At 65.5% G+C, this 21,858-nt stretch carries 18 protein-coding genes; 12 read left to right on the top strand and 6 right to left on the bottom strand.

Features of this window, described 5'->3' with window-relative positions:
- Complete coding sequence (locus MKP08_RS00090) at nucleotides 1–1,698, top strand: sulfatase (protein ID WP_241554372.1); 1,698 nt, start codon at nucleotides 1–3, stop codon at nucleotides 1,696–1,698.
- A 15-nt stretch (nucleotides 1,699–1,713) separates the two neighbouring features.
- Here the strand turns inward: MKP08_RS00090 and MKP08_RS00085 are convergent, their stop codons facing one another.
- Entirely contained in the window at nucleotides 1,714–3,801 is a 2,088-nt protein-coding gene (locus MKP08_RS00085; RefSeq protein ID WP_241554371.1) for a glycoside hydrolase family 97 protein, read from the bottom strand.
- Between the two features lie 342 nt (nucleotides 3,802–4,143).
- On the opposite strand from MKP08_RS00085, the gene MKP08_RS00080 reads away from it, so the two are divergent.
- The gene (locus MKP08_RS00080) at nucleotides 4,144–6,447 is read left to right on the top strand and encodes an EAL domain-containing protein (RefSeq protein WP_241554370.1); all 2,304 of its coding nucleotides are present in this window, start codon (nucleotides 4,144–4,146) and stop codon (nucleotides 6,445–6,447) included.
- A 279-nt stretch (nucleotides 6,448–6,726) separates the two neighbouring features.
- Here MKP08_RS00080 and MKP08_RS00075 read toward each other — a convergent pair whose 3' ends face one another.
- A complete protein-coding gene (locus MKP08_RS00075) occupies nucleotides 6,727–7,245 on the bottom strand; it encodes a flavin reductase family protein (RefSeq protein WP_256969979.1) in 519 nt (172 codons plus the stop codon).
- A gap of 203 nt (nucleotides 7,246–7,448) precedes the next feature.
- Here MKP08_RS00075 and bchI point away from each other — a divergent pair, with 203 nt between their 5' ends.
- From bchI to bchO, 3 genes are read left to right on the top strand one after another with little or no spacing between them, the layout of a single operon-like run.
- Nucleotides 7,449–8,456 carry a magnesium chelatase ATPase subunit I gene (gene bchI / locus MKP08_RS00070; RefSeq protein WP_241554368.1) on the top strand — a complete coding sequence of 336 codons (1,008 nt, stop codon included), beginning with the start codon at nucleotides 7,449–7,451 and terminating at the stop codon, nucleotides 8,454–8,456.
- Complete coding sequence (locus tag MKP08_RS00065) at nucleotides 8,453–10,111, top strand: VWA domain-containing protein (RefSeq protein WP_241554367.1); 1,659 nt, start codon at nucleotides 8,453–8,455, stop codon at nucleotides 10,109–10,111. Before bchI ends, MKP08_RS00065 begins: the two co-directional genes overlap by 4 nt.
- On the top strand, nucleotides 10,108–10,986 hold the full coding sequence (gene bchO, locus MKP08_RS00060; protein WP_241554366.1) for an alpha/beta fold hydrolase BchO: 879 nt from the start codon (nucleotides 10,108–10,110) through the stop codon (nucleotides 10,984–10,986). Before MKP08_RS00065 ends, bchO begins: the two co-directional genes overlap by 4 nt.
- A 23-nt stretch (nucleotides 10,987–11,009) precedes the next feature.
- Here the strand turns inward: bchO and MKP08_RS00055 are convergent, their stop codons facing one another.
- From MKP08_RS00055 to crtD, 4 genes are all read right to left on the bottom strand, one after another.
- Nucleotides 11,010–11,372: a response regulator gene (locus MKP08_RS00055; protein WP_241554365.1), complete on the bottom strand. Its 363-nt coding sequence runs from the start codon at nucleotides 11,370–11,372 to the stop codon at nucleotides 11,010–11,012.
- An 8-nt stretch (nucleotides 11,373–11,380) separates the two neighbouring features.
- On the bottom strand, nucleotides 11,381–12,454 hold the full coding sequence (locus MKP08_RS00050) for a PAS domain-containing protein (protein ID WP_241554364.1): 1,074 nt from the start codon (nucleotides 12,452–12,454) through the stop codon (nucleotides 11,381–11,383).
- Between the two features lie 426 nt (nucleotides 12,455–12,880).
- A complete protein-coding gene (locus tag MKP08_RS00045) occupies nucleotides 12,881–13,687 on the bottom strand; it encodes a hypothetical protein (RefSeq protein ID WP_241554363.1) in 807 nt (268 codons plus the stop codon).
- 80 nt (nucleotides 13,688–13,767) lie between these two features.
- Nucleotides 13,768–15,345 carry a 1-hydroxycarotenoid 3,4-desaturase CrtD gene (gene crtD / locus MKP08_RS00040; RefSeq protein ID WP_241554362.1) on the bottom strand — a complete coding sequence of 526 codons (1,578 nt, stop codon included), beginning with the start codon at nucleotides 15,343–15,345 and terminating at the stop codon, nucleotides 13,768–13,770.
- 192 nt (nucleotides 15,346–15,537) lie between these two features.
- Here crtD and MKP08_RS00035 point away from each other — a divergent pair, with 192 nt between their 5' ends.
- The 7 genes from MKP08_RS00035 (at nucleotide 15,538) to pufB (ending at nucleotide 21,800) form a co-directional block, all read left to right on the top strand.
- Entirely contained in the window at nucleotides 15,538–16,467 is a 930-nt protein-coding gene (locus MKP08_RS00035) for a methyltransferase (RefSeq protein ID WP_241554361.1), read from the top strand.
- Between the two features lie 71 nt (nucleotides 16,468–16,538).
- Nucleotides 16,539–17,477: a chlorophyll synthesis pathway protein BchC gene (bchC, locus tag MKP08_RS00030; RefSeq protein WP_241554360.1), complete on the top strand. Its 939-nt coding sequence runs from the start codon at nucleotides 16,539–16,541 to the stop codon at nucleotides 17,475–17,477.
- Nucleotides 17,474–18,466 (top strand): chlorophyllide a reductase iron protein subunit X, encoded by a 993-nt coding sequence (locus tag MKP08_RS00025; RefSeq protein WP_241554359.1) that lies wholly within the window; start codon nucleotides 17,474–17,476, stop codon nucleotides 18,464–18,466. Before bchC ends, MKP08_RS00025 begins: the two co-directional genes overlap by 4 nt.
- A 2-nt stretch (nucleotides 18,467–18,468) precedes the next feature.
- Entirely contained in the window at nucleotides 18,469–19,881 is a 1,413-nt protein-coding gene (gene bchY, locus MKP08_RS00020) for a chlorophyllide a reductase subunit Y (protein WP_373418093.1), read from the top strand.
- Nucleotides 19,878–21,317, top strand: a complete 1,440-nt coding sequence (gene bchZ, locus MKP08_RS00015) for a chlorophyllide a reductase subunit Z (RefSeq protein WP_241555618.1) — start codon at nucleotides 19,878–19,880, stop codon at nucleotides 21,315–21,317. The genes bchY and bchZ overlap by 4 nt, the downstream gene beginning before the upstream one ends.
- On the top strand, nucleotides 21,314–21,571 hold the full coding sequence (locus tag MKP08_RS00010) for a hypothetical protein (RefSeq protein WP_241554358.1): 258 nt from the start codon (nucleotides 21,314–21,316) through the stop codon (nucleotides 21,569–21,571). The genes bchZ and MKP08_RS00010 overlap by 4 nt, the downstream gene beginning before the upstream one ends.
- Nucleotides 21,572–21,629: 58 nt before the next feature.
- Nucleotides 21,630–21,800, top strand: coding sequence for a light-harvesting antenna LH1, beta subunit (gene pufB / locus MKP08_RS00005; protein ID WP_241554357.1), 171 nt, complete (start codon nucleotides 21,630–21,632; stop codon nucleotides 21,798–21,800).
- Nucleotides 21,801–21,858 lie beyond the last annotated feature (58 nt).

Raw genomic sequence — 21,858 nt, 5'->3', positions numbered from 1 at the left:
ATGCAGCTGCGTCTGACCCTGGTCGCGGGATGCTCGTTCACACTGGCAGCTTGCGCGAGCGTGGCGCCCGGCAACGCGGATGGCTACGCACCGCGTTCGCCCGCCGCCGAGGCGAGCGCGATCGAACGGCCGGCCACGGCGCAGCGTCCCAACATCATCTTCATCATGTCGGACGATCACGCGCAGGCGGCGATATCGGCCTATGGCTCCGATATCTCCAAGCTCGCTCCGACGCCCAATATCGACCGGATCGCCCATAACGGCGCACTGTTCGAGAACAGCTATGTGGTGAACTCGCTGTGCGGGCCGAGCCGGGCGACCATGCTCACCGGCCTGTTCAGCCACATGCACGGCTTTACCCAGAACGGGCAGAAGTTCGACAATGGCATGTGGAACTGGGTTCGCGCGCTGGGCCAGTCGGGCTACGACACCGCGCTGTTCGGCAAATGGCACCTGAACTATTCGCCGGTAGGGGCGGGGATCGGCACCTGGAAAGTGCTGGACGATCAGGGCAAGTACTACAATCCCGACATCATCACGCCGGAGGGGCGTAGTGTCGTCGAAGGCTACGCCACCGATATCGTCACCGACTACAGCCTCGACTGGCTGAAACGCGACCGCGATCCGGACAAGCCCTTCGCCCTGCTGGTGCATCACAAGGCACCGCATCGCAATTTCATGCCCGCGATACGCCACTTGCAGGATTATCTGGGCACCGAATTTCCGGTCCCGACCAATTATTTCGACCATTACGACGGTCGCCCTGCCGCCGCGGCGCAGGAAATGAACATCTACCGCGACATGTACGAAGGTCACGATCTCAAGATGACCACCGAGGTCGGTAGCCGCGAATTGCGCTACAACCCGTGGAAGGACGATTTCGCGCGCATGACGCCGGAGCAGCGCGAGGCCTATTTCGGCGCGCTGCAGCCGAGCAACGACGCCATGAACGCCGCCGATCTGGACGAGCGCGAAATGGCGCTGTGGAAATACCAGCGCTACATGAGCGAATATCTGGGTACGGTCGCGGCCGTCGACGACAGTGTCGGGCGGCTGCTCGACTGGCTGGAGAGTTCCGGCCTCGCGGACAACACGATCGTCATCTACACCTCCGACCAGGGTTTCTACCTTGGCGAGCATGGCTGGTTCGACAAGCGGTTCATGTACGAGGAATCGCTGCGCACACCGCTGCTGATGCAGTATCCCGGCCATATCGCGGCGGGCTCGCGCGTGAGCGTGCCGGTGCAGAACATCGACTACGCTCCGACTTTCCTCGACTATGCAGGTCTGCCCGAACGCGAGGCGATTCAGGGGCGGAGCCTGCGTGATGTGGTCGATGGAAAGCCCCCGGCCGACTGGCGCGAGGACATCTACTACCATTACTACGAATATCCCGGCTTCCACTCGGTGCGGGCCCATTACGGCGTGAAATCGAAGCGCTACAAGCTGATCCGTTTCTACGGCGATATCGACGAATGGGAGTTCTACGATCTCGCCACCGACCCGGACGAGATGCACAACCGGATCGACGATCCGGCCTATCGGGCGAAGATCGCGGAGCTCAAGGACACGCTGGTGGCGCTGCGGGCGCAGTATCACGACAGCGACGGCCCGGCGGTCGATGCGCCGCTCGATTCCGAAACCGCGCGAGACAAGGGCCGCCGCGATGCACACGCCGCGGCTGGCACGCACCACTAGTTTCGGGCGCTTGCGCTAGTTTGCGGGTCGCAGCGACAGAGCGAAGCCGCCGCCGGCCATCATCTCGACGGGTAGGCTGTCTCCACCATTAATTCGGCGCGTTTCGCGCACCATTGCGAAGCGGTCACCGTCGATGCCGCCGCCCGGGCCGTCGCGCCAGATCTCTGCGATGTAGCTTCGCCCGACGGGAAGGAAGGGCAGATCGAGCGAGACCGTACGCGCTTGGCCGTCGGTCACGCCGCCGACCCACCAATCCGCACCGCCGCGCCGCTGGCGAGCGACCACGGCATATTCGCCGATCCGCCCCTTCAATACGCGCGTCTGCTCCCAGTCGACCGGCACCTGCTTGATGAAGGCCAGCGCATCGGGCCGCTTCAGATAGTTCTCCGGCAGGTCCGCCGCCATCTGCAGCGGGGAGTAGATCACGACGTAATCCGCCAGTTGCCGCGCGAGCGTGTTGGGGATGGGCCGTCCGTCGCGGCCTTCCAGGCTGACGATGCCGGGCGTCAGGTCGAAAGGACCCGAAAGCATCCGGGTGAACAGCAGTGTCGGCTCGTGCGACGGCGGGTTGGGCGGTTCGCCCCACGCCATGTATTCGAAGCCGCGCGCGCCCTCGCGCGTCATCATGTTAGGATAGGTGCGGCGCAGCCCGGTGTCCTTGATCGGCTCATGCGCGTCGACCGCGATGTGGCGCCGCGCTGCCGCTTCCGCGACCAGCACGTGATGGCGTGCCATGAACTGGCCGTCATGATATTCCCACTGCTCGGTCCCGTCGGGATCCTCGCGCAGGATGCCGCCCGCATCGGCCACATAACCGGTCTTGACCGAATGGATGCCGTGGCGCTCGTAATAATCGAGCGCCTCGTCCAGCTGGCGTTCGTACAGACCGGCATTTCCGGCGGTCTCGTGGTGGCCCATGATCTCCACCCCACGTTTTTTCGCGTAGGCGGTGACGCGATCCATGTCGAAATCCGGGTATGCTTCGGCGAACTGGAAATTGCGTCCGCTCTCGCTCCACCAGCCCTTGTTCCAACCCTCGACCAGCACGGAATCGAAGCCGTGCGCCGCCGCGAAATCGATGTAGTCGAGCGTGTGCTGCGTCGTGGCACCGTGCTTCGGCCCGTCGTTCCAGCTCCACTTGTCGAGATGCATCGCCCACCAGATGCCGACATATTTCTGCGGCTTCGCCCACCGAACATCCCCCAGGCGATTGGGCTCGTTCAAATTCAGGAGAATGTCGGACGCGGCGTAGAGGCCAGGGGCATCGGTCGCGATCGTGATGGTGCGCCAAGGCGTCGTGAAGGGGGCCGCGCGGTGGACCTTAGACCCTTGCGAGGACGGTGCCAGAAACGTGCGGAAACGGAGCCCGTCGATCCGTTGCAGCCAGAACGCCGAATAGTCCGCCAGCGCCGCCTCGTGGATCGATATGTGCAGACCGTCCTGTCGGCGGAAGGTGATCGGGGAATGGGCCATGCCCACCTGGTTGGCGGGTGTATGGTGATAGAGGTACTCGTAGCGGTTCCACTCGCCGCCCGGTATCCACCACGCGTCCGGCCCGGCATCCCCGCCCGGGGCGAGATTGAACTCGGTCAGTTCCTCGTCGATCCTTACGTCTGCTAATTGCGGCTGATCGGGAAATTCGTAGCTGAAGCCGACCCCGCCATCGAACACGCGCACGACCAGGTCGATCACCCGCTGGGCGCGCCCCTGTTCGACGATCGGCACACGCATTTCGTTATAGCGATCGCGGACCAGCCGGTTCTCGCCCCAGGGCTGTTCCCAGGTCTCGTCATGGCTGGCGCGCGTGGCTTCACCCAGTTCCATGCCGTTCTGCCATTTGCCCCCGCCGTGCAGTTGGAAACCCAGCTTGGACGGCACGATCACCGGCGCGCCTTCGCGGTCGACGCGATAGGTCGCGATCCCACCATCGATGGCGAGGGCGAAGCACAGCTTCCCGTCGGGCGAACAGGCCGTATGGTCCGGATCGCCCTGCGCGACCGCGGCCGAGGGAAGGGCGAGCAGGAGCGCGGTGACACCGGCCAACGCCGCGTGCGTCCAGCGGGTCGGCAAACGCAAGCGCGCGAGCGGCATCTTGATAGGCATGTGGACTGTCTCTCCCGGGATATCGCGCGTTCTTGTGCCGACGGCCTTCTCCTGGCGTTCTGCTCCATGCGCTTTTCGGGTGCAACCGGTTACATCGCGGTTTTGCCGATCCCTGGTGGGAGGCGGCCGCGAGACCGCTCAAGGTTTCGATACGGCAAGGAGTTCTTGGGCAGAAAGCATTTGAGGCGGAAATATGCTGGAACGGCTCTCGGTGAATAGTCGGTCAACGACCTTAACTGGTCGAACGCACCGACCCGGCCGCTGAATCAAGTATTGCCGCCGCGTTTACCGCGTTTTTACCCTCCAGTCCTATCGCTCGGTCTGAAACTATCGGCCATGCGAATGACGCGCAAGAACAAGCCAGCCCTTACCCCAGGGAAGACGGCGCTCCGGTTGCTCATCGCAGCCGCGATCGTGGCCGCGTTGAGCGCGCTAAGCCTGTTCAAGCCGGTCGATAACTTCCTTTACGCCGTCCAGTATCTACACGCACCCAGAGACGCTTCGGGGAAGATTGTCTTCGTAGGACTGTCCGAAAACCCGATGGAACCGAAGAACGAGGCCGCACGCCGCGAAGTTGTAAATACGCTGAGAACGCTGGACGCGGCCGGGCCTAGCGCAATCTTTGTCGACGTACCGGTTCCAGCCTCACCCTTTCGTGGTCTGGATAAAGAGCTTTCCGAAGTTGTACGGCAGAACGCATCCCGTGTATTTTTCATCGATCGCCGTTATGATGATTTTGAAGGCCGCGCCCGCCAGCGCGTGACCGATCGCGCTATTCGGGGTCCCGCAAGAGCCGTTCTGAATGAGCGATACCATGATTTCATGGGTTATAGCTGGGAAGCCCCCCGGTCATTGAGTATCGACGGCAAACCGGAGTGGGCGGCTGCTCCTTCAATCGCAGGTGTGAAGCCTCGGTCGACCGGTTCGTTCATCATCGACTATCGCTATCGGCTTCCAAGCATCGAAGCCCTGGACCCCTCGCAATTAAGTGATCTGTCTCAAAGCGCCCTCTCAGCACGTGTGCGGGGAAAAGTCGTCGTATTGGGAGCGATGGGTGAGACTGAAAGCACGCCCGGGCACCTCGATATTCCTGCTAGTTTCATCACGATCCTTGCAGCCGAAACCCTTTTGGCCGGTCCGCCGGTCTTCGTCACTGCGTGGTATTTGGTACTCCTGCTGGGGGTAGTCATCGCCTTTGCTGTATCGCGGGGGCAACCTCGCCTAACACGCTGGGTCTTTCTCGGCTGCGTTTTAGCGACGATTGTGCTCCCCTTGCTCGGTCCGCAAGTCGGGCTCCTCATCCGCATGGGGGGCCCGCTCATGTATCTGCTCGTCGCAGGCGGAATGATCCTTCTCAACGCCCAGCGTCAGAGCGCGCGAAAATTCGATCCGCGTTTCAATCTGCCGACGTTCGAGGCGTTGGAAGACGAACTGGCCGACGCGCCTCTCGACAGCGCACTCGTCGTGGCGAAGGTGCAGAACTTCGACACTGTGCTCGCCGCAGTGGGGTCGAAGGAGCAGGCCGAATACGCGAAGCGACTGGCGGATCGCTTCCGCGTGATCGATCCCCGGATGCCCGTGTATGTTTCGGGCAGCCATTTCGCATGGATCTCACCGGCGATGCTTCGGGAGGATCTCGAGAGCCATCTGCTTGGGCTTCGTGCGCTGTTTTCCGAACCGATCAAGGTGGAAAACGTACCGATCGACATCGGTGTCACCTTCGGCATCGATGCGACCTCCGAAGCGAACCCATCCGCCAAGATCGCCCAGGCACGCTCTGCGGTCAATGCGACGAACCAGGCCGATCTGCCGGTGGTATTCGCCGAAGCGAATACCTCGCCCAATCGTATCTGGAGCCTCTCCCTTCAGCACAAGGTCGACAAGGCACTGGCGGAAGGACGTATCTTTCCCGTCTATCAGCCGCAATTCGCCGGCAGCGATCATCGCCTGCACGGCGTGGAGGCGCTGGTCCGCTGGATCGACGAAGAACGCGGGGTGATCTCCCCGGGCGAATTCATCGGCCAGTGCGAGAAGGCGGGCCGGATGGAGGCTATCACCCAGACCGTCCTGCGCCAGTCGATGCGCGAGATGTGCGAGGCCAATGTCGACGGCCTCCAACTGTCGGTGAATGTGTCGGCCACGCTTTTGCACGACCACCGCCTGGTCAGGATCGTACGCGATACTCTCGACGAAAGCGGCTTCCCCCCATCTCTGCTCGTTCTCGAAGTTACCGAAAGCTGGCGCATCATCGATGAGCGAGTCGCTCTTAGCGTCATGAACGAGATCGCCTCGCTCGGCGTGCGGTGGTCTATCGACGATTTCGGAGTTCAGTCGGCGACGATGGAGACGTTGCTGAAGTACCCCTTCAGCGAGGTGAAGATCGACCGGGTCTTCACGCAGGCCATCTGCACTTCGAAGAAGGCATTGGCCATGGTGCGCATGATTTGCGCTTTCGGCAAGGAACTGAATATCGACGTGGTCGCCGAGGGGGCGGAGGATCAGGCGACCCTGCGCATGCTCGAGAAGGCGGGATCCCCCCGCGTTCAGGGCTTCGTGCTAGCTCGGCCAATGGGTATGGACGAGGTTGCGCAAAGGTGCGTTGTGGCGAAACCATCGGTTTTAGGAGCGCAGCAGATCGCAGGGTGAATGGGATAGATGAGCACACGCTGCGAAAGGTTAACACTTTACAAACCGAAATGGTAAACATAAGGTAAATCCTCACAACAGGAGGATTTGCTATGCTTATCGCCATTTTCGATATCTGGGATTACCTGTTCGGTGGTCGCCGTAAGGGATAAGCCCTTCAAATGATACGATTTGCAAGGGCCCCGTTAGGGGCCCTTGTTCGTTTCGGAGGTTGCGAGTTTGCGGTTTTAGGTGCGATCCAGACCGATTCGGTCGATGCTTCATTAACGACCGATTGCGTTAATCAAGGCGGCCGAGCTTCGCGAAATCTCCCTCGAGCCAGCCCAGCGGCTCGGCGGGCTCTTGCGTATCCCCACCGATCACGCGCTCGACCGTACCGACGAACATTTCATGGGTGCCGAACACCAGCGTTTCGTCAACGCGGCAGAAAAGGTTCGAGCACGCGGACGTCAGATATGGCATCCCCTCGGCGAATCCCCATTCGTCGGAGCGGAAACGCTCCTCGCGCAGCGTGCTGTCCGAAAACAGGCCGACGAAGCCGGTCTGCGAAGTGCCGAGCAGGTTGATGCAGAACCGCCCGGCGCGTGACACCGCGCCGTGGGTCGTGCTCATCCGATTGATCGCCACCAGCATCGATGGCGGTTCCATGCTGGCGGGGATGACCGCCGACGCCACCATTCCCGCCGGGTGGTCGCCCTGCGGATCGCAGGTCGTGATGAGCGACACGGGACCGGGCAGGCGGCGCAATGCCGAGCGCAGGCGCCCGGCGAGGTCCCGATCGTCCCTTATCGTATCCATCTCGTTGCCCTGTGCGGGAGCATTCTCGTCCATCGGACACAGGGTAGGGCGCGCCAGGGCCGGCGGCAAGACCGGCTACCCCGCGTAGGGCAAATACCCCCGTTTCAGCCAGACCGATTTCCCTTGCGTAATGTCCATGCGATGCGACACTTGCACATGTCCGGAGCGCGCGGGGCTCGCGCGCCGTTGCCAAGAGGTTCCGCTTGCCATTCCCCTTCTCCGCCATCGTCGGTCAGGATCGCCTGAAGCACGCGCTGCTGTGCGCGGCCGTCGATCCGAGCTTGGGCGGGGTACTGGTGATGGGCGACCGGGGCGCGGGCAAATCGACTGCCATTCGCGGGCTGGCGGCGCTTCTCCCTGAGCTCGAGGCAAACGCCGACTGCCGGTTCGGCTGCGCCCCGGCGCCGGTTTCCGCATGGTGCGAGGAATGCCGCGAGCGCAAGCCGACGGAGACGGTCTCGCGACAGGTCCCGATGGTCGATCTGCCGCTGGGCGCGGGGGAGGAACGGGTCACTGGCGCGCTCGATCTGGAACGCGCTCTGGGCCACGGCGAGAAGGCGTTCGAGCCGGGCCTGCTCGCGCGCGCGCATCGTGGGTTCCTATATATCGACGAGGTCAACCTGCTGGAGGATCATCTGGTGGACCTGCTGCTCGACGTGGCGGCTTCGGGCGAGAACGTGGTCGAGCGCGACGGTCTCTCGGTGCGGCACCCGGCGCGCTTCGTGCTGGTCGGCAGCGGCAATCCGGAAGAGGGCGAGCTGCGCCCGCAGTTCCTGGATCGCTTCGGAATCTCGGTGGCGATCAGCACCCCAACCGACCTTGCCGACCGGATCGAGATCGTGAAACGCCGCGACGCCTACGACCGCGATCCCGACGGGTTCGCCAAGGCATGGCGGCGCAAGGACCTGGCGGTGCGACGCCGGATCGTGAACGGCCGCGAGGCGCTGGCCGATATCACGATCCCGGACGAGGTGCTGGAAGCGGCGGCGAGGCTGTGCCTTGCGCTCGGTACAGACGGCTTGCGCGGGGAACTGGTCCTGATGCGCACCGCGCGCGCCTCCGCCGCGCTGGCAGGCAAGGGGGAGGTCACCGTGAGTGATCTGAAGGGCATCGCGCTCATGGCGTTGTCCCACCGGATGCGGCGGGATCCGCTGGAGAGCGGCGACCCGCAGGCGCGGATCGAGCGCGCCATGGCCGAAACACTCGCGTGACCGATCGCGGGCCTGCCGGCGAGAGGGCGTGGCGCGACGCGATGATGGCTGCGCGGCTGATGGGCGCGGGCCTGCGTGCGGTGGTCGTGAGGGCGCGGCCGGGCTTTGCGCGTGACGCTTTTCTCGAGCGGGTGACCGGCACCATCGGGCGCGAAATCCTGCGTCTGTCGCCCGAGAGCGATGTGGCCGCGCTGGCGGGCGAGGCGGATGTGTTCGCCAGCCTCGCCGCGGGCCGCGCGGTGCGCCATCGCACCCTTGCCGAGCGGGCGCGGGGCAAGCTGCTCCTGGTGACCGGTTGCGAGCGCCTGCGGCCCGACCTCACGGCGTTGCTCGCCGCTACGCTGGAACGGGCGGACGAAGACGCGCGGACTGTGCTGATCGACGAGGGCGGGGAGGGCGACGACGCGGCATTGCCGCCATCCCTGGCCGCTCGCGCGCCGGTGTTGCTCGATCTCCATCGCGTCGCGCTGGCGGACATTTCCGGCGGAGAACCCCCATCCGCACCGGGCGAAGTGAGCCAGTCCGACCTAGAGGCACTGGCCGATGCGTGCGAGCGGCTGGCCATCCGCGATCCGCGCGCCCTGCTCCACGCCTGGAATGTCGCGCGCGCGGCGGCGGCGCTGTGGGGCCGGGCGGAAGCGTTCGGGTTCGTTGCCCGCACCGTCCTCGCACCGCGCGCCACGGCTTTGCCCGAGACCGAAGGCGAACCGCCGGAGCCGGAACCGCAAGAGCAAACCGACGACGCGGGCGGGTCACGCGAAACCGACAATGACGACGAGATGGCACCGCCCGACGCGGGCGAGATCGTGGTCGAGGCGGAGGCCGCGGCACTGGCATCCGGCATCGCTTCCGCGCATCGCGGCGGATTGCGCGGAGCCGGGGCGGGCAGCAGCACGGCGAAGAGGGGCATGGCGGCCGCGCGCGGGCGCCTGGGGCGCAGCCGCAAGGGGTTGCCGCGCGACGGGCGCCGGCTCGACCTGCTCGGCACGCTGATCGCCGCTGCGCCGCGTCAGGCGCGAGGCGGGGGTGAGAGGCTGCAAATCCGGCGCGACGACATCCGCTATCGCGAGCGCCAGCCGCGCCAGCGCAGCGCAACGGTGTTCGCCATCGATGCCTCGGGCTCGGCGGCGCTGGCCCGGCTGGCCGAGGTCAAGGGTGCGGTCGAGCAATTGCTCGCTGAGAGCTACGTCCGCCGGGACGAGGCCGCGCTGGTCGCCTTTCGCGGGGCGCAGGCCGAAACGGTCCTGCCGCGCACCCGCTCGCTGGCCCGCGCGCAGCGCCTGCTGGCGGGGCTGGCGGGCGGAGGGGGCACGCCGCTCGCCGCGGGAATGCGCGAGGGATTACGCGAAGCGCTGGCCGCGCGCGTGGCGGGCCGGGCGGTGCTGCTGGTCGTCGTTACCGACGGCGGCGGCAATATCGATCTGGAGGGTCGGCCAGACCGTGCCCGGGCGCAGGAAGACGCCTTGGCGGTGGCGGAGAGCGTCGCACGGTCCGGCATTCCGGCACTGGTGGTCGATTGCGGCGCGCGCAGCCGCCCGGTCGTTCGCGAGCTCGCGGCGGCGATGAAGGCCCGGTACTACGCGCTACCCCGGCTCGACCGCGAGGCGCTTTCTGGCGTTGCCAGCGAGGCTCAAGCTCGGGCCCGCGCCGCATGAGCCGCCCCGACTGGCAGCGCGAGGGCCGCTCATGGCCGAACCGCGAGGCGAGTACGTTCGTCCGCGCGGGTAGCCATCGCTGGCATGTCCAGCGCGGCGGCAGCGGTCCGAACATGCTGCTGCTCCACGGCACCGGCGCGGCGACGCATAGCTGGGGGCCGATCTGGCCGCTGCTGGCGGAACGTTTCACCCTGCTTGCGCCCGATCTGCCCGGCCACGGTTTCACCAGCCCGCGCGCCAGCGGTATCCTGTCGCTGCCCTATGTCTCGCGCGCCGTGGCGGACCTATTGCGCGAAGAGGACTTCGCCCCGCACTATGTCCTCGGCCATTCGGCGGGTGCGGCAATCGCGCTGCGCATGGCGCTGGACGGATTGATTGCGCCGGAGCGGATCGTGGCGCTGGCGGGGGCGATCCTGCCGATGGGCGGCGCGGCGCGGCACCTGTTTCCGGCCGCGGCGAAGCTGCTTTTCCTCAACCCGCTGGTGCCATCACTGATGGCATGGCGCGCGCGCAGCACCGGCGCGGTGGACCGGATGTTGGCGCAGACGGGCTCGCGGATCGACGCCCGCCAGCGCGACCTTTACGCCTCGCTGTTCCGGCATTCGAGCCATGTCGATGCCGCCTTGGCGCTGATGGCGAACTGGGATCTGGAGGCACTGGCGCGCGACCTGCCGCAGTTGGAGACACCGCTAACCCTGCTGGTCCCGGAAGGCGACGGCTTCGTCCCGCCCGCCCAGCAGCGCGAAGTGGCGAAGGTGGTCGAAGGCGCCGAAGTACGGGCGCTGCCCGGCCTGGGGCATCTGGCCCATGAAGAAGATGCCGAAGCGGTCGCGCGGGCAATCGAGGGAGCGGTGGCTGACGCGATCGGGGAATGACCTCTGTCGACCCGATCCCGCAATCAACCGTCGTTTCGTTCTTCCACCATGGCGAGCAGCGTAGCGACCACGTCATCTGCCGGGCGAGGTTTCGCGATCACCGGCGCGTCGATATTCCGCAAATGTTCGCCGACCCGGTCGAGATCCCCGGTATGCAATACGAAGGGCAGACCGAGTTCCAGCAGCCGATCGGCTGTCGGATTGCATGTCTTGCCCTTTCCCAGGCTGACATCCAGAATCGCGCCGGAGATGGTCTTTTCTTCAATGCAGGCCAGCGCTTCCTCGTTGTCGACCGCGGTTACGGCGTCGTGCCCCGCATCGGTGAAAGCGAACTTCAGGTCCATTGCGATCAATGGTTCATCTTCGAGAACAAGAAAAGTTTTCATGCCTTACCTTATTGAATCGGAACGGTAATCGTGGCCGTCAGACCGCTTCGGTTCCAGTCGCGTTCCATCGTGCCCCGCGAGTGAGCCAGGAGCGTATCCGCGATGTCGAACCCGGTCCCGGTACTGGCGGGCGGACCGTCGACCTGCGGCCCACCGCGTTCGGTCCAGACGATTTCGAGCGAATTGCGCCCGAGCTTGTCCTTGATATGCGACCACGCCACCTCGACCCGTCCGGTCTCGTTCGAAAGCGCGCCATACTTGGTCGCATTGGCCGCCAGTTCATGGAGCGTGAGGCCGATTGCCGAAATCGCGTTTGGCTCCGTACGTGTGCCGTTACCCGCGAACTCGAAGCGGTCGCCTTCCGGATCGTAAGGCTGCAACACCGCGCGTATGGCCTGACCGACCTGGATCGTGCCGAGCACGGCATCGTCCAGCGTCGGTTCGTACGACCGCCCCAGGGCCTGCACCCGATCGTTGATCTTGCGCGCGACGTCCCGCGCCTGCATCGACCGCCCGGTGATGTTCACGATACCGCCGATCACCGCGAAGACGTTTTTCATCCGGTGGGATATTTCGCGGGCCAAGGCCTTTGCATGGCGTTCCTCGGCGCGCGACTGGTGGATATCGGTCACATCCCACTGGCTGCCGAAGAAATAGGTGAGCTTCCCGTCGGCGTCGTAGATCGGGCCGAGGTGCAGGGTGTTCCAGAAGCTGGAGCCGTCCTTGCGATAATTGAGCAGCTCGACGACCACGACCTCCTCGCTGTTGATGGCATCGCGGATCTTGGCGACCTGCGCCTGGTCGGTATCCGGCCCTTGCAGGAAACGACAATTGCGACCCACGATCTCGTCGCTTCGGTAGCCGGTCAGCTGTTCGAACGCCTCGTTGCAGAAGACGATCGGATCATCGGGCTGGCGCGGGTCGGTCAGGCACACGGCCATCCGCGTCTGCGCCATGGCCTGTTCGAACAGCAGCCCGCTCGCCCCTTCGAAGCCGACGCCCTTGTGGCGAACGGGAGAGATCGCGCGGTGCGCCTGTCCCGAAGATCGAAGCTTGCTGGTATCGCCATTCTGATCGGCCATAATTCGCCTCTAGACTGAAAGAGCTAACACGCGGTTTGAACCCGCCGCCTCGTATCGGCCTGCCGCACTGGCTAGGCCATGCCGACCGCAGGTGATGGAGTTGGAGATGCGAGGCCGACATAGGCCAAGGGCCGTTTGCGAGAAGGTTGCGAGGCCGGGATGAGCCGCACCGGGCGGGCGAAATGAAGGCGAGGTATCGCGCGTCGTCCCCGCGCCGTCAACTTCTCCATCGCAACCGTGCAGGCCACCGGTTGGAACGCACATTTTCCTACATCCCCCGTTCGCCTTAAGGAAAGGCGTTTCGTTACGAACGGTTCCGTTTTGCGCTCTCGTCCCCCTGTCCGTCCGCCAGCTGTCGGAGGCATCTTTGTTATTTCGTATAATGATTTAGGAGAGATTCCTGAAGGTGACGCCCTGTCACCTTCGTCACCCCTCCGGCGGGCGCCAGACGATCGGCCAGGGAACGCGCGGCTTGGTGCGGCGCTCGGCGATGCGGGGCATGCGGTAGGGGAGCATGAACTGCACCGCGCGGCTGCGCAGGCGGTTTAGCGAAAGGCTTTCGTGCATCGCCTCGACCTCCTCGCCGAACAGCTGGGTCTTCAGCCGGGTACGGGCGTAGAAGGGCGTGTCCTCCAGAGTCTTCGTTACCTGGGGGCGGGCACCTGCATCGGCGCGGGTGCGGCGGCCCATCAGCCACATCGTCGGCGGCAGGTCGGCGGGGGCGGGCAGGTCGATCTCGGTCACTTCTGCGGCCGGGTCGAATTGCACCGCCAGGCTGGTGGGCGATCCGTCGCGGGGATAAAGATCGTAGAGCACGACGGTGCGCCCGTCCGCCAGCGTCGCCCGGCTCCAGTCCCACATGGAAAAGCCGTTTTCGATCGGTTCGGCCCCGATATTCATGTCGAGATAGCCGGTCCCGCTCCATCTGAGGGCCGGCTCGGTCAGCTCGACCTCGATCCGGGCGCAGGGGGCGATCGGCCACCAGAAATGCCGCTCGGTCCGGCCCAGCGCCAGCGGGCGGTCCACCAGTGCCTCGGGCCATACCTTCACGGTGCCGCGCACCCGGCGGCGCAGCCACGGGGTGGTTTCGGCGATGTCGATATGGAGGTGGTCGCCGCGCCACTCCATCCCGCTCGGCCCGATGGCGAGCCGGTCGGCGCTGCGATGGACGCCTTCCGCGCCCCGCTCGGTCATGGTCCAGCGCGCAGCCGGGCCATAGAGCGCGACGTTCATCGCGGCATGGTCGAGCGGCTCCGCACGGTAGCCGTGGGCGTAGTAAGGGGAGAAGACGCTGCCGAGGAAACCGATCAGCGTCAGGCCGTGGCGCCGGTCCTCGCTGAAGGCGTCGATATACCACCAGGCGTAGCCGCCTTGCGGAAGGTCGATGTCGAAGCGCGGTCCAGGACGAGTGCCCGTACCGCCGCGCGGCCCGACAGCGCGGCCATCGGCACGCCCGCGCCCGGGTGCACGCTGCCGCCCGCGAGGTACAGGCCAGGGATCGCCGTCCGGGCGCCGGGCCTGCGGAACGAAGCCATCCACCCATGCGAAGCCCGGCCGTAGAGCGCCCCGCCGGTCGCAGGAAAACGGCGTGCGAAATCCGAAGGTGTCGAGATCGAAGGCGGGGCGGCCATCTCGATCGAGAGGCCCGCGCGGGCCATGGTCAGGAGGGCGTTGTTCGTACACCGGTCGATCTCCTCGGCAGAATAGGCATGGCGGTCCCCGTCGGCGGGCGCGTTGAGGACCAGCAGAGCGCGCTCCGGCCCGGTCGGTGGCGGGGCACCCTCGACCCGGTCCTGGAAACAGGCATAGACGGTCGGCTCTTTCGGCATCCTCCCGGCAGCCAGCGCATCGAATTCCGCGCGGCTGTCCGCAGAGAAGAAGACCGTGTGATGGGCCGGTGCGACACCCTTCAGCCGCGCGTCGAGCGCGACGGTGAAGGCGGAGAAGGACCGGTCGCCCGCATCGAAAGCGCGCGTGCGGCGGGCTGGGGCGTCGCCGAACAGCCCATCGGCGAGAGCGGCTGCATCGGCGTTCAGAACGACCTGTTCGGCCTCGATCCGCTCACCGCCGGCCAGCGTAACCCCTTGCACATGGCCGGCACGGGTCTCGACCCTCGCAACCTCGCAATCATAGGCGAAGCGCACGCCGAGCGCCCGCGCCGCCTGTTCGAGACCGCTTGCGACCGCCGCCATCCCGCCCTCGATCCGCCACACGCCGCGCCGCTCCACTTCGGCGATCAGCGCCAGGGTGGCGGGCGCCACGAAGGGCGAGCTACCCGAATAGGTGCTGTAACGCCCGAACAGCTGGCGCAGCCGCGGGTCGCGGAAATGCTCGCCTACCATTGCGGCCAGGGGCCGATACGGATCGAGCCGGGTAAAACCGGACAGTCCCGAAACGCCGCCGCGCAGCATCAGGCTCAGCGGGTTCGCGGGCCGGTCGTGAAACATGAACGTATCGCGCAGCGCCTGATATATCGCTCCGGAGGCTTCGCAGAACGCACGGAACCCGCGTTCTTCCTGCGCCCCCGCAAAGGCGCGGATCGCGGCCGCGCTTTTCTCGATATCCGAATGGAGCGAGAGCGAACTGCCGCCCGGCCAGTAATGACACGCAAGCTCGTCGAGCGGGACCGCCGTCACGAAATCCTCACGGCGCAGCCCGGCGCTTTCGAACAGCTCGTCGAACACTTCGAGCAAGGTGAGGACGGTGGGGCCGGCGTCGACGCTCTTCCCGCCGACCATGGCGGTTGCGATCTTGCCCCCAGGCGCGGCGGCTCGTTCGAGGACGAGAACGTCCAGTCCGCGTCCGGCGCAGTCGACCGCGGCGGTAAGCCCGCCGATTCCCGCGCCGACGATGATAACCTGCACTTCGTTCATCGACGGGGAGAGTGCCACTCCACGCCGTGCATGTCCATTGCATTGGACAGTCAGCACTGTCAAAAAGCAGGGATGTCGTTCGGGTTGGCCCATCTACGATACTGGCTCCTCGGAAATCGTGGGCGTCGCCGCGCGCTCGAACGTCTGCCTTTCGGAGGATCGATCGCGGAGCGCCACCGCCGCGCCCTGTTCGATGAGATGGCCGGGGCCGTGCGTTCTCAGACGCTGGTCGCCTTTCTGGAAACCGGGCTGTTCGATGTGCTTGCCGATGCGCCATCGTCTGTAGCTCGGATCGGTTCGTGTCTGGATATCTCCCCTCCCGCCGTGGCTCGTCTGCTAAGCTTGGGTGAGGCGTGCGGGCTGATCGAGCGCCACGGCGAATTGGTTGCCCTTACCACGCGCGGGCTGGTCGCTGCGCGCGAACCGGGCGTGCGGGCGATGATCCGCCATGGCACTTTGCTGCACGCCGATCTCGTAGGCTGGCGAGCGGTGCTGGAAGGGCGGGGCGAGGGTGAGCTGGCTCGGTTCTGGCCATATTCGGGAGGGCCAGGACGGCCAGAGGAATACAGCCAATTGATGCGCGAGTCGCTGTCTTTGGTGGCGGAGCCGCTGCTCGATACGGTCAATTTCGATCGGTTCGAAACGATCCTCGAACTGGGCGGGGGGGACGCGTCGCTCGCAGTCATGATCGCCCGGAATTATTCGAAACCCTCGATCCGCGTCCTCGACCTCCCGGCCGTTGCGCCTTTGGCGGATGCGCGCATCCGTGCGGCAGGTCTAATCGAGCGAGTCACGTTCCAGGCAAGGGACAACCGCGCGCCGCAGCTGGCGTCCCACGACTGTGTGCTGATGCTGCGCCTACTCCACGACCTGGATGATGGAGCAGCCATTACCCTGTTGCGGCAGGCGAAGGAATCGCTGGCGCCCGCCGGTATCGCCATCGTGGGGGAGCCGACCAGACGCGCGGGCCGCGATGCCCAATCCGCATATTTCACCGCCTATTTCGGTGCGATGGGATCGGGCCGTTTGCGTACCCGCGCGCAGATCGAAGATCTCGCCAACCAAACCGGCCTGACGCTCGTGCGCAACCGCCGCACCGGGAATTCACTACTGACCGTTCTTGAGTTTGGACACCACTAGCTGTCTGTCAAAATTGACACGGCTCAAGCAAAGTGTCATTCTCCACGCTGACTCGGAATTGGGAGAGCGAGATGCGCACTACTGCCGCCATGCTATCCAAGCCCGGTCATATCAGTCTTGCGGACCTCGCCCTGCGCGATCCCGCCGAAGGCGAGGTGGTGGTCGAGATCGACCACGCCGCCATTTCCACCGGAACCGAGAAGCTGCTGTGGGACGGCGCGATGCCGCAATTCCCCGGCATGGGTTATCCGCTGGTGCCCGGCTACGAGGCTGTCGGTTGCGTGGTGGATGCGGGCGCGGGTGCCACGTGCCGGAACGGCGACCGGGTCTTCGTGCCGGGCGCGCACTGTTTCCCCGATGCGCGTTCTCTGTTCGGGGCCAATGCGCGCCATCTGGTGGTGAAAGCCGACAGGCTGGTCGACAATTCCGCGATGGGCGACGAACGCGGCGTCTTGCTGGCTCTGGCGGCGACTGCGCATCATGCGCTCGCGGCGCGTGACGCCCGCGCGCCTGAGCTGATCGTCGGCCACGGCACGCTGGGGCGGCTGCTCACCCGCATCGCCATCGCCAGGGGCATGGCCTCTCCTGTCGTTTGGGAGAAAGACCCGGCGCGCCGCGCGGGTCGTTTCGACTATTGCGTCACCGACGCCGAGAGCGACGAGCGCCGCGATTACGCCGCGATCTATGATTGCAGCGGCGACGCCGCACTCCTGCCCGAATTGATCGGACGCATCGCCAGGGGTGGCGAGATCGTGCTTGCAGGCTTCTACCCCGGTGCGGTCAGCTTCCCCTTCGCGCCAGCCTTCATGCGCGAGGCGCGCTTTCGCATCGCGGCCGAATGGGCGCCTGCCGACATGGACGCCGTGCTGCGCCTGATCGCGGACGGGCGCCTCTCGCTAGACGGCCTCATCACCCATCATCGCCCGGCGCGCGAAATCGCCGCCGCCTATCCACAAGCTTTTGAGGGCCCTGCCTGTCGCAAGATGGTCCTCGACTGGGGAGACGCATGACGCTCGACCAACCCATCCGCCCGGAACGCGATCTGATCGACTGTTCGGAAGCCATCGACGACGATGTCGCCGCGAAGAAGGAAACGCAGATCATCGCGATCTACGGCAAGGGCGGTATCGGCAAGAGCTTCACGCTGTCGAACCTCAGCTACATGATGGCGCAACAGGGCAAGCGCGTGCTGCTGCTCGGTTGCGATCCCAAGAGCGACACCACCAGCCTGCTGTTCGGCGGCAAGGCGTGCCCCACCATTATCGAGACATCTTCCAAGAAGAAGCTGGCGGGAGACGAGGTCCGGATCGAGGACGTCTGCTTCAAGCGCGATGGCGTGTTCGCGATGGAGCTGGGCGGGCCGGAAGTCGGTCGCGGGTGCGGCGGGCGCGGCATCATCCACGGTTTCGAGACGCTGGAGAAATTGGGCTTCCACGACTGGGGCTTCGACTACGTCCTGCTCGATTTTCTCGGCGACGTGGTGTGCGGCGGCTTCGGCCTGCCGATCGCGCGCGACCTGTGCCAGAAGGTGATCGTCGTCGGCTCGAACGACATGCAATCGCTCTACGTCGCCAACAATGTCTGTTCGGCGGTGGACTATTTCTCGAAGCTGGGCGGCAATGTCGGCGTCGCCGGCATGGTCGTGAACAAGGATGACGGTACGGGCGAGGCGGCGGCCTTCGCCGAAGCGGTCGGCATTCCCGTGCTCGCCGCGATTCCGGCGGACGAGGATATCCGGCGCAAGAGCGCCAACTACCAGATTATCGGCAAGCCGGGCACGCCGTGGGCACCGCTGTTCGAACAGCTCTCCGAAAACGTCTCCACCGCCCCGCCGATCCCGCCCAAGCCGCTGGAGCAGGACGAACTGCTCGGCCTGTTCAGCCCGGAGGATACGGGCGGCAACGTCACGCTGCAGCCGGCGAGCCAGGAGGACATGCACGGACGCCCGATCCCGCAGAAGAAATCGCTCGAGGTCATTTACGAGGAGTTGCCGGCGTGAGCCTGGACGCACCTCTCGATGCACCCCAGAGCACGTCCGCGGCCGATCCGGCGGAAGGCATCGGCTGCCATGGCGACGCGGCGCAAGTCCGGGCCGATGCCGCCGAACAGGGCGCGGGCGAGATCCTGGACCAGTTCGCGAAGGATTATCCCACCGGCCCGCACGACCAGCCGCAGAGCATGTGCCCGGCCTTCGGGTCCTTGCGCGTCGGCCTGCGCATGAAGCGGACCGCGACGATCCTGTCGGGCAGCGCCTGCTGCGTCTACGGCCTCACTTTCACCAGCCACTTCTACGGTGCGCGGCGCAGCGTGGGCTACGTCCCGTTCAATTCCGAAACGCTCGTCACCGGCAAGCTGTTCGAGGATATCCGCGACGCTGTCCACCAGATGGCGGACCCCGACAAATACGATGCGATCGTGGTCACGAACCTGTGCGTTCCTACCGCGAGCGGCGTACCGCTGCGCCTGCTGCCCAAGCAGATCAACGGCGTGCGCATCGTCGGTATCGACGTCCCCGGTTTCGGTGTGCCCACCCATGCCGAGGCAAAGGATGTGCTGGCAGGCGCGATGCTGGCCTATGCACGCAAGGAGATCGAGGCGGGGCCGGTCATGCCGCTGCCCGACCACGACAGCGGCAAGCCGACCGTGACCCTGCTGGGCGAGGTATTCCCCGCCGATCCGATCATCATCGGACAGATGCTGACACCGCTCGGCCTCGCCGCCGGCCCGAGCGTGCCGACACGCGAATGGCGCGAGCTCTACGCCGCACTCGATTGCGCCGCGGTCGCAGCGATCCACCCCTTCTACACCGCCAGCGTACGCGAGTTCGAAGCTGCGGGCCGCGATGTGGTCGGAAGCGCCCCGGTCGGTGTCGAGGGTACGCATTCCTGGCTCGCCGCCATCGGCGCGGCCTGCGGTGTGCCGGGCGAGAAGATCGCCGTGGCGCAGAACGCGATGGGCGGCGCGATCAGGGGCGCTCTGGCGCAGGTCCCGATCGAGGGTCGCATCACGCTGTCGGGCTACGAAGGCTCCGAGCTGATCGTCGCGCGGCTGCTGGTGGAGAGCGGGGCGGACGTCCGCTATGTCGGCACTGCCTGCCCGAAGACGCGCTTCTCCGCCGACGACGCGGCCTGGCTGGAAGCGAAGGGTGTCGCGGTAAAGTTTCGCGCCGCGCTAGAGGACGATCTCGCTGCCTACGAGGCGTTCGAGCCAGACCTCGCCATCGGCACCACCCCAGTCGTCCAGCATGCGAAGGAGCGCGGCACCCCGGCGCTTTACTTCACCAACCTCATCTCCGCCCGTCCGCTGATGGGCCCCGCCGGGCCCGGCGGTATCGCCGAAGTGGTGAACGGCGCGATCCGCGGGAAGGACCGGATGCAGACGATGCGCGCCTTCTTCGAAGAGGAGGCCGCCTGATGCTCGTGATCGATCACGACCGGGCGGGCGGCTATTGGGGCGCGGTCTATTGCTTCACCGCGCTCGACGGGCTGCAGGTGGTGATCGACGGGCCGGTCGGGTGTGAGAACCTGCCGGTCACATCTGTTCTCCACTACACCGACGCATTGCCACCGCACGCGTTGCCGATCCGCGTCACCGGCCTGTCGGAAGACGAACTGGCCAAGAGCGGGACCGAGCAGGCGCTGGCCCGTGCGGGCGCAACACTCGATCCGGACCGGCCCGCCATCATCGTCACGGGTTCCATCGCCGAGATGATCGGTGGCGGGCTGGTGCCCGAAGGTTCCAATCTCAAGCGCTTCCTGCCGCGCACGATCGACGAGGATCAGTGGCAGGCGGCGGATCGCTCTCTGCTGTATCTGTGGACCGAATTTGGCGGCAAGGTTCGCCCGCGCAAACGCAAGGATGGCGAGCGGCCCAGGGTCAACATCATCGGCCCCGCCTACGGTATGTTCAACCAGCCGAGCGACCTCGCCGAGATCCGCCGCCTGGTCGAGGGGCTGGGGGCCGAGGTGAACATGGAGTTCCCGCTCGGCTCCTCGCTGAAGGACGTGAAGAAGTTGAACGAGGCGGATGCGAACATCTGCCTCTATCGCGAATACGGCCGGATGCTGTGCGAAGCGCTGGAGCGGCCGTTCTTCCAGGCCCCGATCGGGATGCATTCGACGACCGCTTTCCTGCGCTCGCTGGCGGCGGAACTGGGGGTCGATCCCGAACCGTTCATCGCGCGCGAGAAGAAGACGACGCTTGCTCCGCTGTGGGACCTGTGGCGCTCGGTAACGCAGGATTTCTTCGCCACCGCCGATTTCGGGATCGTCGCGAACGAGACCTATGCCCGCGGCGTGCGGCAATTCCTGGCCGACGACATGGGCATGCCCTGCGCCTTCGCGGTCAGCCGCAAGGCGGGCGAGAAGCCCGATAACGATGCCGTTCGGTCTCAGATCACCGAACGCGCGCCGGCGATCGTGTTCGGATCGATCAACGAGCGGATCTATCTTGCAGAAGCGTGCGCGAAAAGCGCCTACATCCCCGCATCCTTCCCCGGCGCGGTGGTGCGGCGGCATACCGGTACGCCGGTGATGGGTTACGCAGGCGCGATGTGGCTGGTGCAGGAAGTGTGCAACGCGCTGTTCGACACGCTGTTCGACATCATTCCGCTCGCCAGCCGCCTCGACCGCGCCGATCCCACCCTCGCCAGAGAGGGCGGCGACAGTTTCGAATGGGACGAGGAGGCACGCGCGCTGTTCGAACGCGCCATCGCCCGCGCCCCCGTTCTCAGTCGGATTTCCGCCGCCAAGACCCTGCGCGATGCCGCCGAAGCCGAAGCCCGGCGTCGCGGCAGCCGTACGGTCGCGGCCGAAATGGTCGATCTCGCCACGCAAGGGAGTGCTGCATGAAGCCGCTAGCGAAAGATATTTGGGCCGCACCCGAGGCCAACCGCGATGCGCGCGCATCGCGCCCCTTCGCCAACCATCCCGGGTGGGAACGGCACGACATGGCCATTTCCATCATCGCCTCTGCGTTTTTTCCAGCCTGCCTGGCGAGCGGGCTGGTGCGGCGCGGGCGGGATGCACCGGGCCAGCCGCTGGTGCGCGACGCCTATGCCCGTGCGCGCAGCTCGGCGGCGATGATCTACCAATTGCCGGGCTGAATAACCGCCCGGCTCGATTCTTGGACGAAAAAAGACTGCAAGCGAAAGGAGACTACCAATGGCTGATCTGAACGACCCCCACCACCACGAGAGGACGAGCCTGTCGGGCCTGACCGAGGCCGAGGCGCGGGAATTCCATTCCTATTTCACCAAAAGCTTCCTGGCGTTCCTCGCCGTCGCGATCGTCGCGCATATCCTGACCTGGATGGCGGCACCCTGGGGCATCTGAGCCCTCCGGTCGCTTTCTTAAATTAAGGAGATTTCGCCATGAAAATATGGCTCATTTT

Origin of the sequence: Erythrobacter sp. LQ02-29 (genome assembly GCF_022576075.2) — a bacterium.
In the GTDB taxonomy this organism is placed as follows: Bacteria; Pseudomonadota; Alphaproteobacteria; order Sphingomonadales; family Sphingomonadaceae; genus Alteriqipengyuania.
The sequence above is the reverse complement of the archived record's forward strand: the minus strand, read 5'-3'. Positions and strand labels throughout refer to the sequence as shown.

Bases quoted from the DNA above. Each gene is read 5' to 3' on its own strand.
- MKP08_RS00090 (WP_241554372.1), top strand. From the start codon at position 1: ATGCAGCTGCGTCTGACCCTGGTCGCGGGATGCTCGTTCACACTGGCA.
- MKP08_RS00075 (WP_256969979.1), bottom strand. From the start codon at position 7,245: ATGGATACGATAAGGGACGATCGGGACCTCGCCGGGCGCCTGCGCTCG.
- pufB (WP_241554357.1), top strand. From the start codon at position 21,630: ATGGCTGATCTGAACGACCCCCACCACCACGAGAGGACGAGCCTGTCG.
- MKP08_RS00080 (WP_241554370.1), top strand. From the start codon at position 4,144: ATGACGCGCAAGAACAAGCCAGCCCTTACCCCAGGGAAGACGGCGCTC.
- MKP08_RS00045 (WP_241554363.1), bottom strand. From the start codon at position 13,687: ATGAACGTCGCGCTCTATGGCCCGGCTGCGCGCTGGACCATGACCGAG.
- MKP08_RS00050 (WP_241554364.1), bottom strand. From the start codon at position 12,454: ATGGCCGATCAGAATGGCGATACCAGCAAGCTTCGATCTTCGGGACAG.
- MKP08_RS00010 (WP_241554358.1), top strand. From the start codon at position 21,314: ATGAAGCCGCTAGCGAAAGATATTTGGGCCGCACCCGAGGCCAACCGC.
- MKP08_RS00025 (WP_241554359.1), top strand. From the start codon at position 17,474: ATGACGCTCGACCAACCCATCCGCCCGGAACGCGATCTGATCGACTGT.
- bchC (WP_241554360.1), top strand. From the start codon at position 16,539: ATGCGCACTACTGCCGCCATGCTATCCAAGCCCGGTCATATCAGTCTT.
- bchO (WP_241554366.1), top strand. From the start codon at position 10,108: ATGAGCCGCCCCGACTGGCAGCGCGAGGGCCGCTCATGGCCGAACCGC.
- MKP08_RS00085 (WP_241554371.1), bottom strand. From the start codon at position 3,801: ATGCCTATCAAGATGCCGCTCGCGCGCTTGCGTTTGCCGACCCGCTGG.
- MKP08_RS00055 (WP_241554365.1), bottom strand. From the start codon at position 11,372: ATGAAAACTTTTCTTGTTCTCGAAGATGAACCATTGATCGCAATGGAC.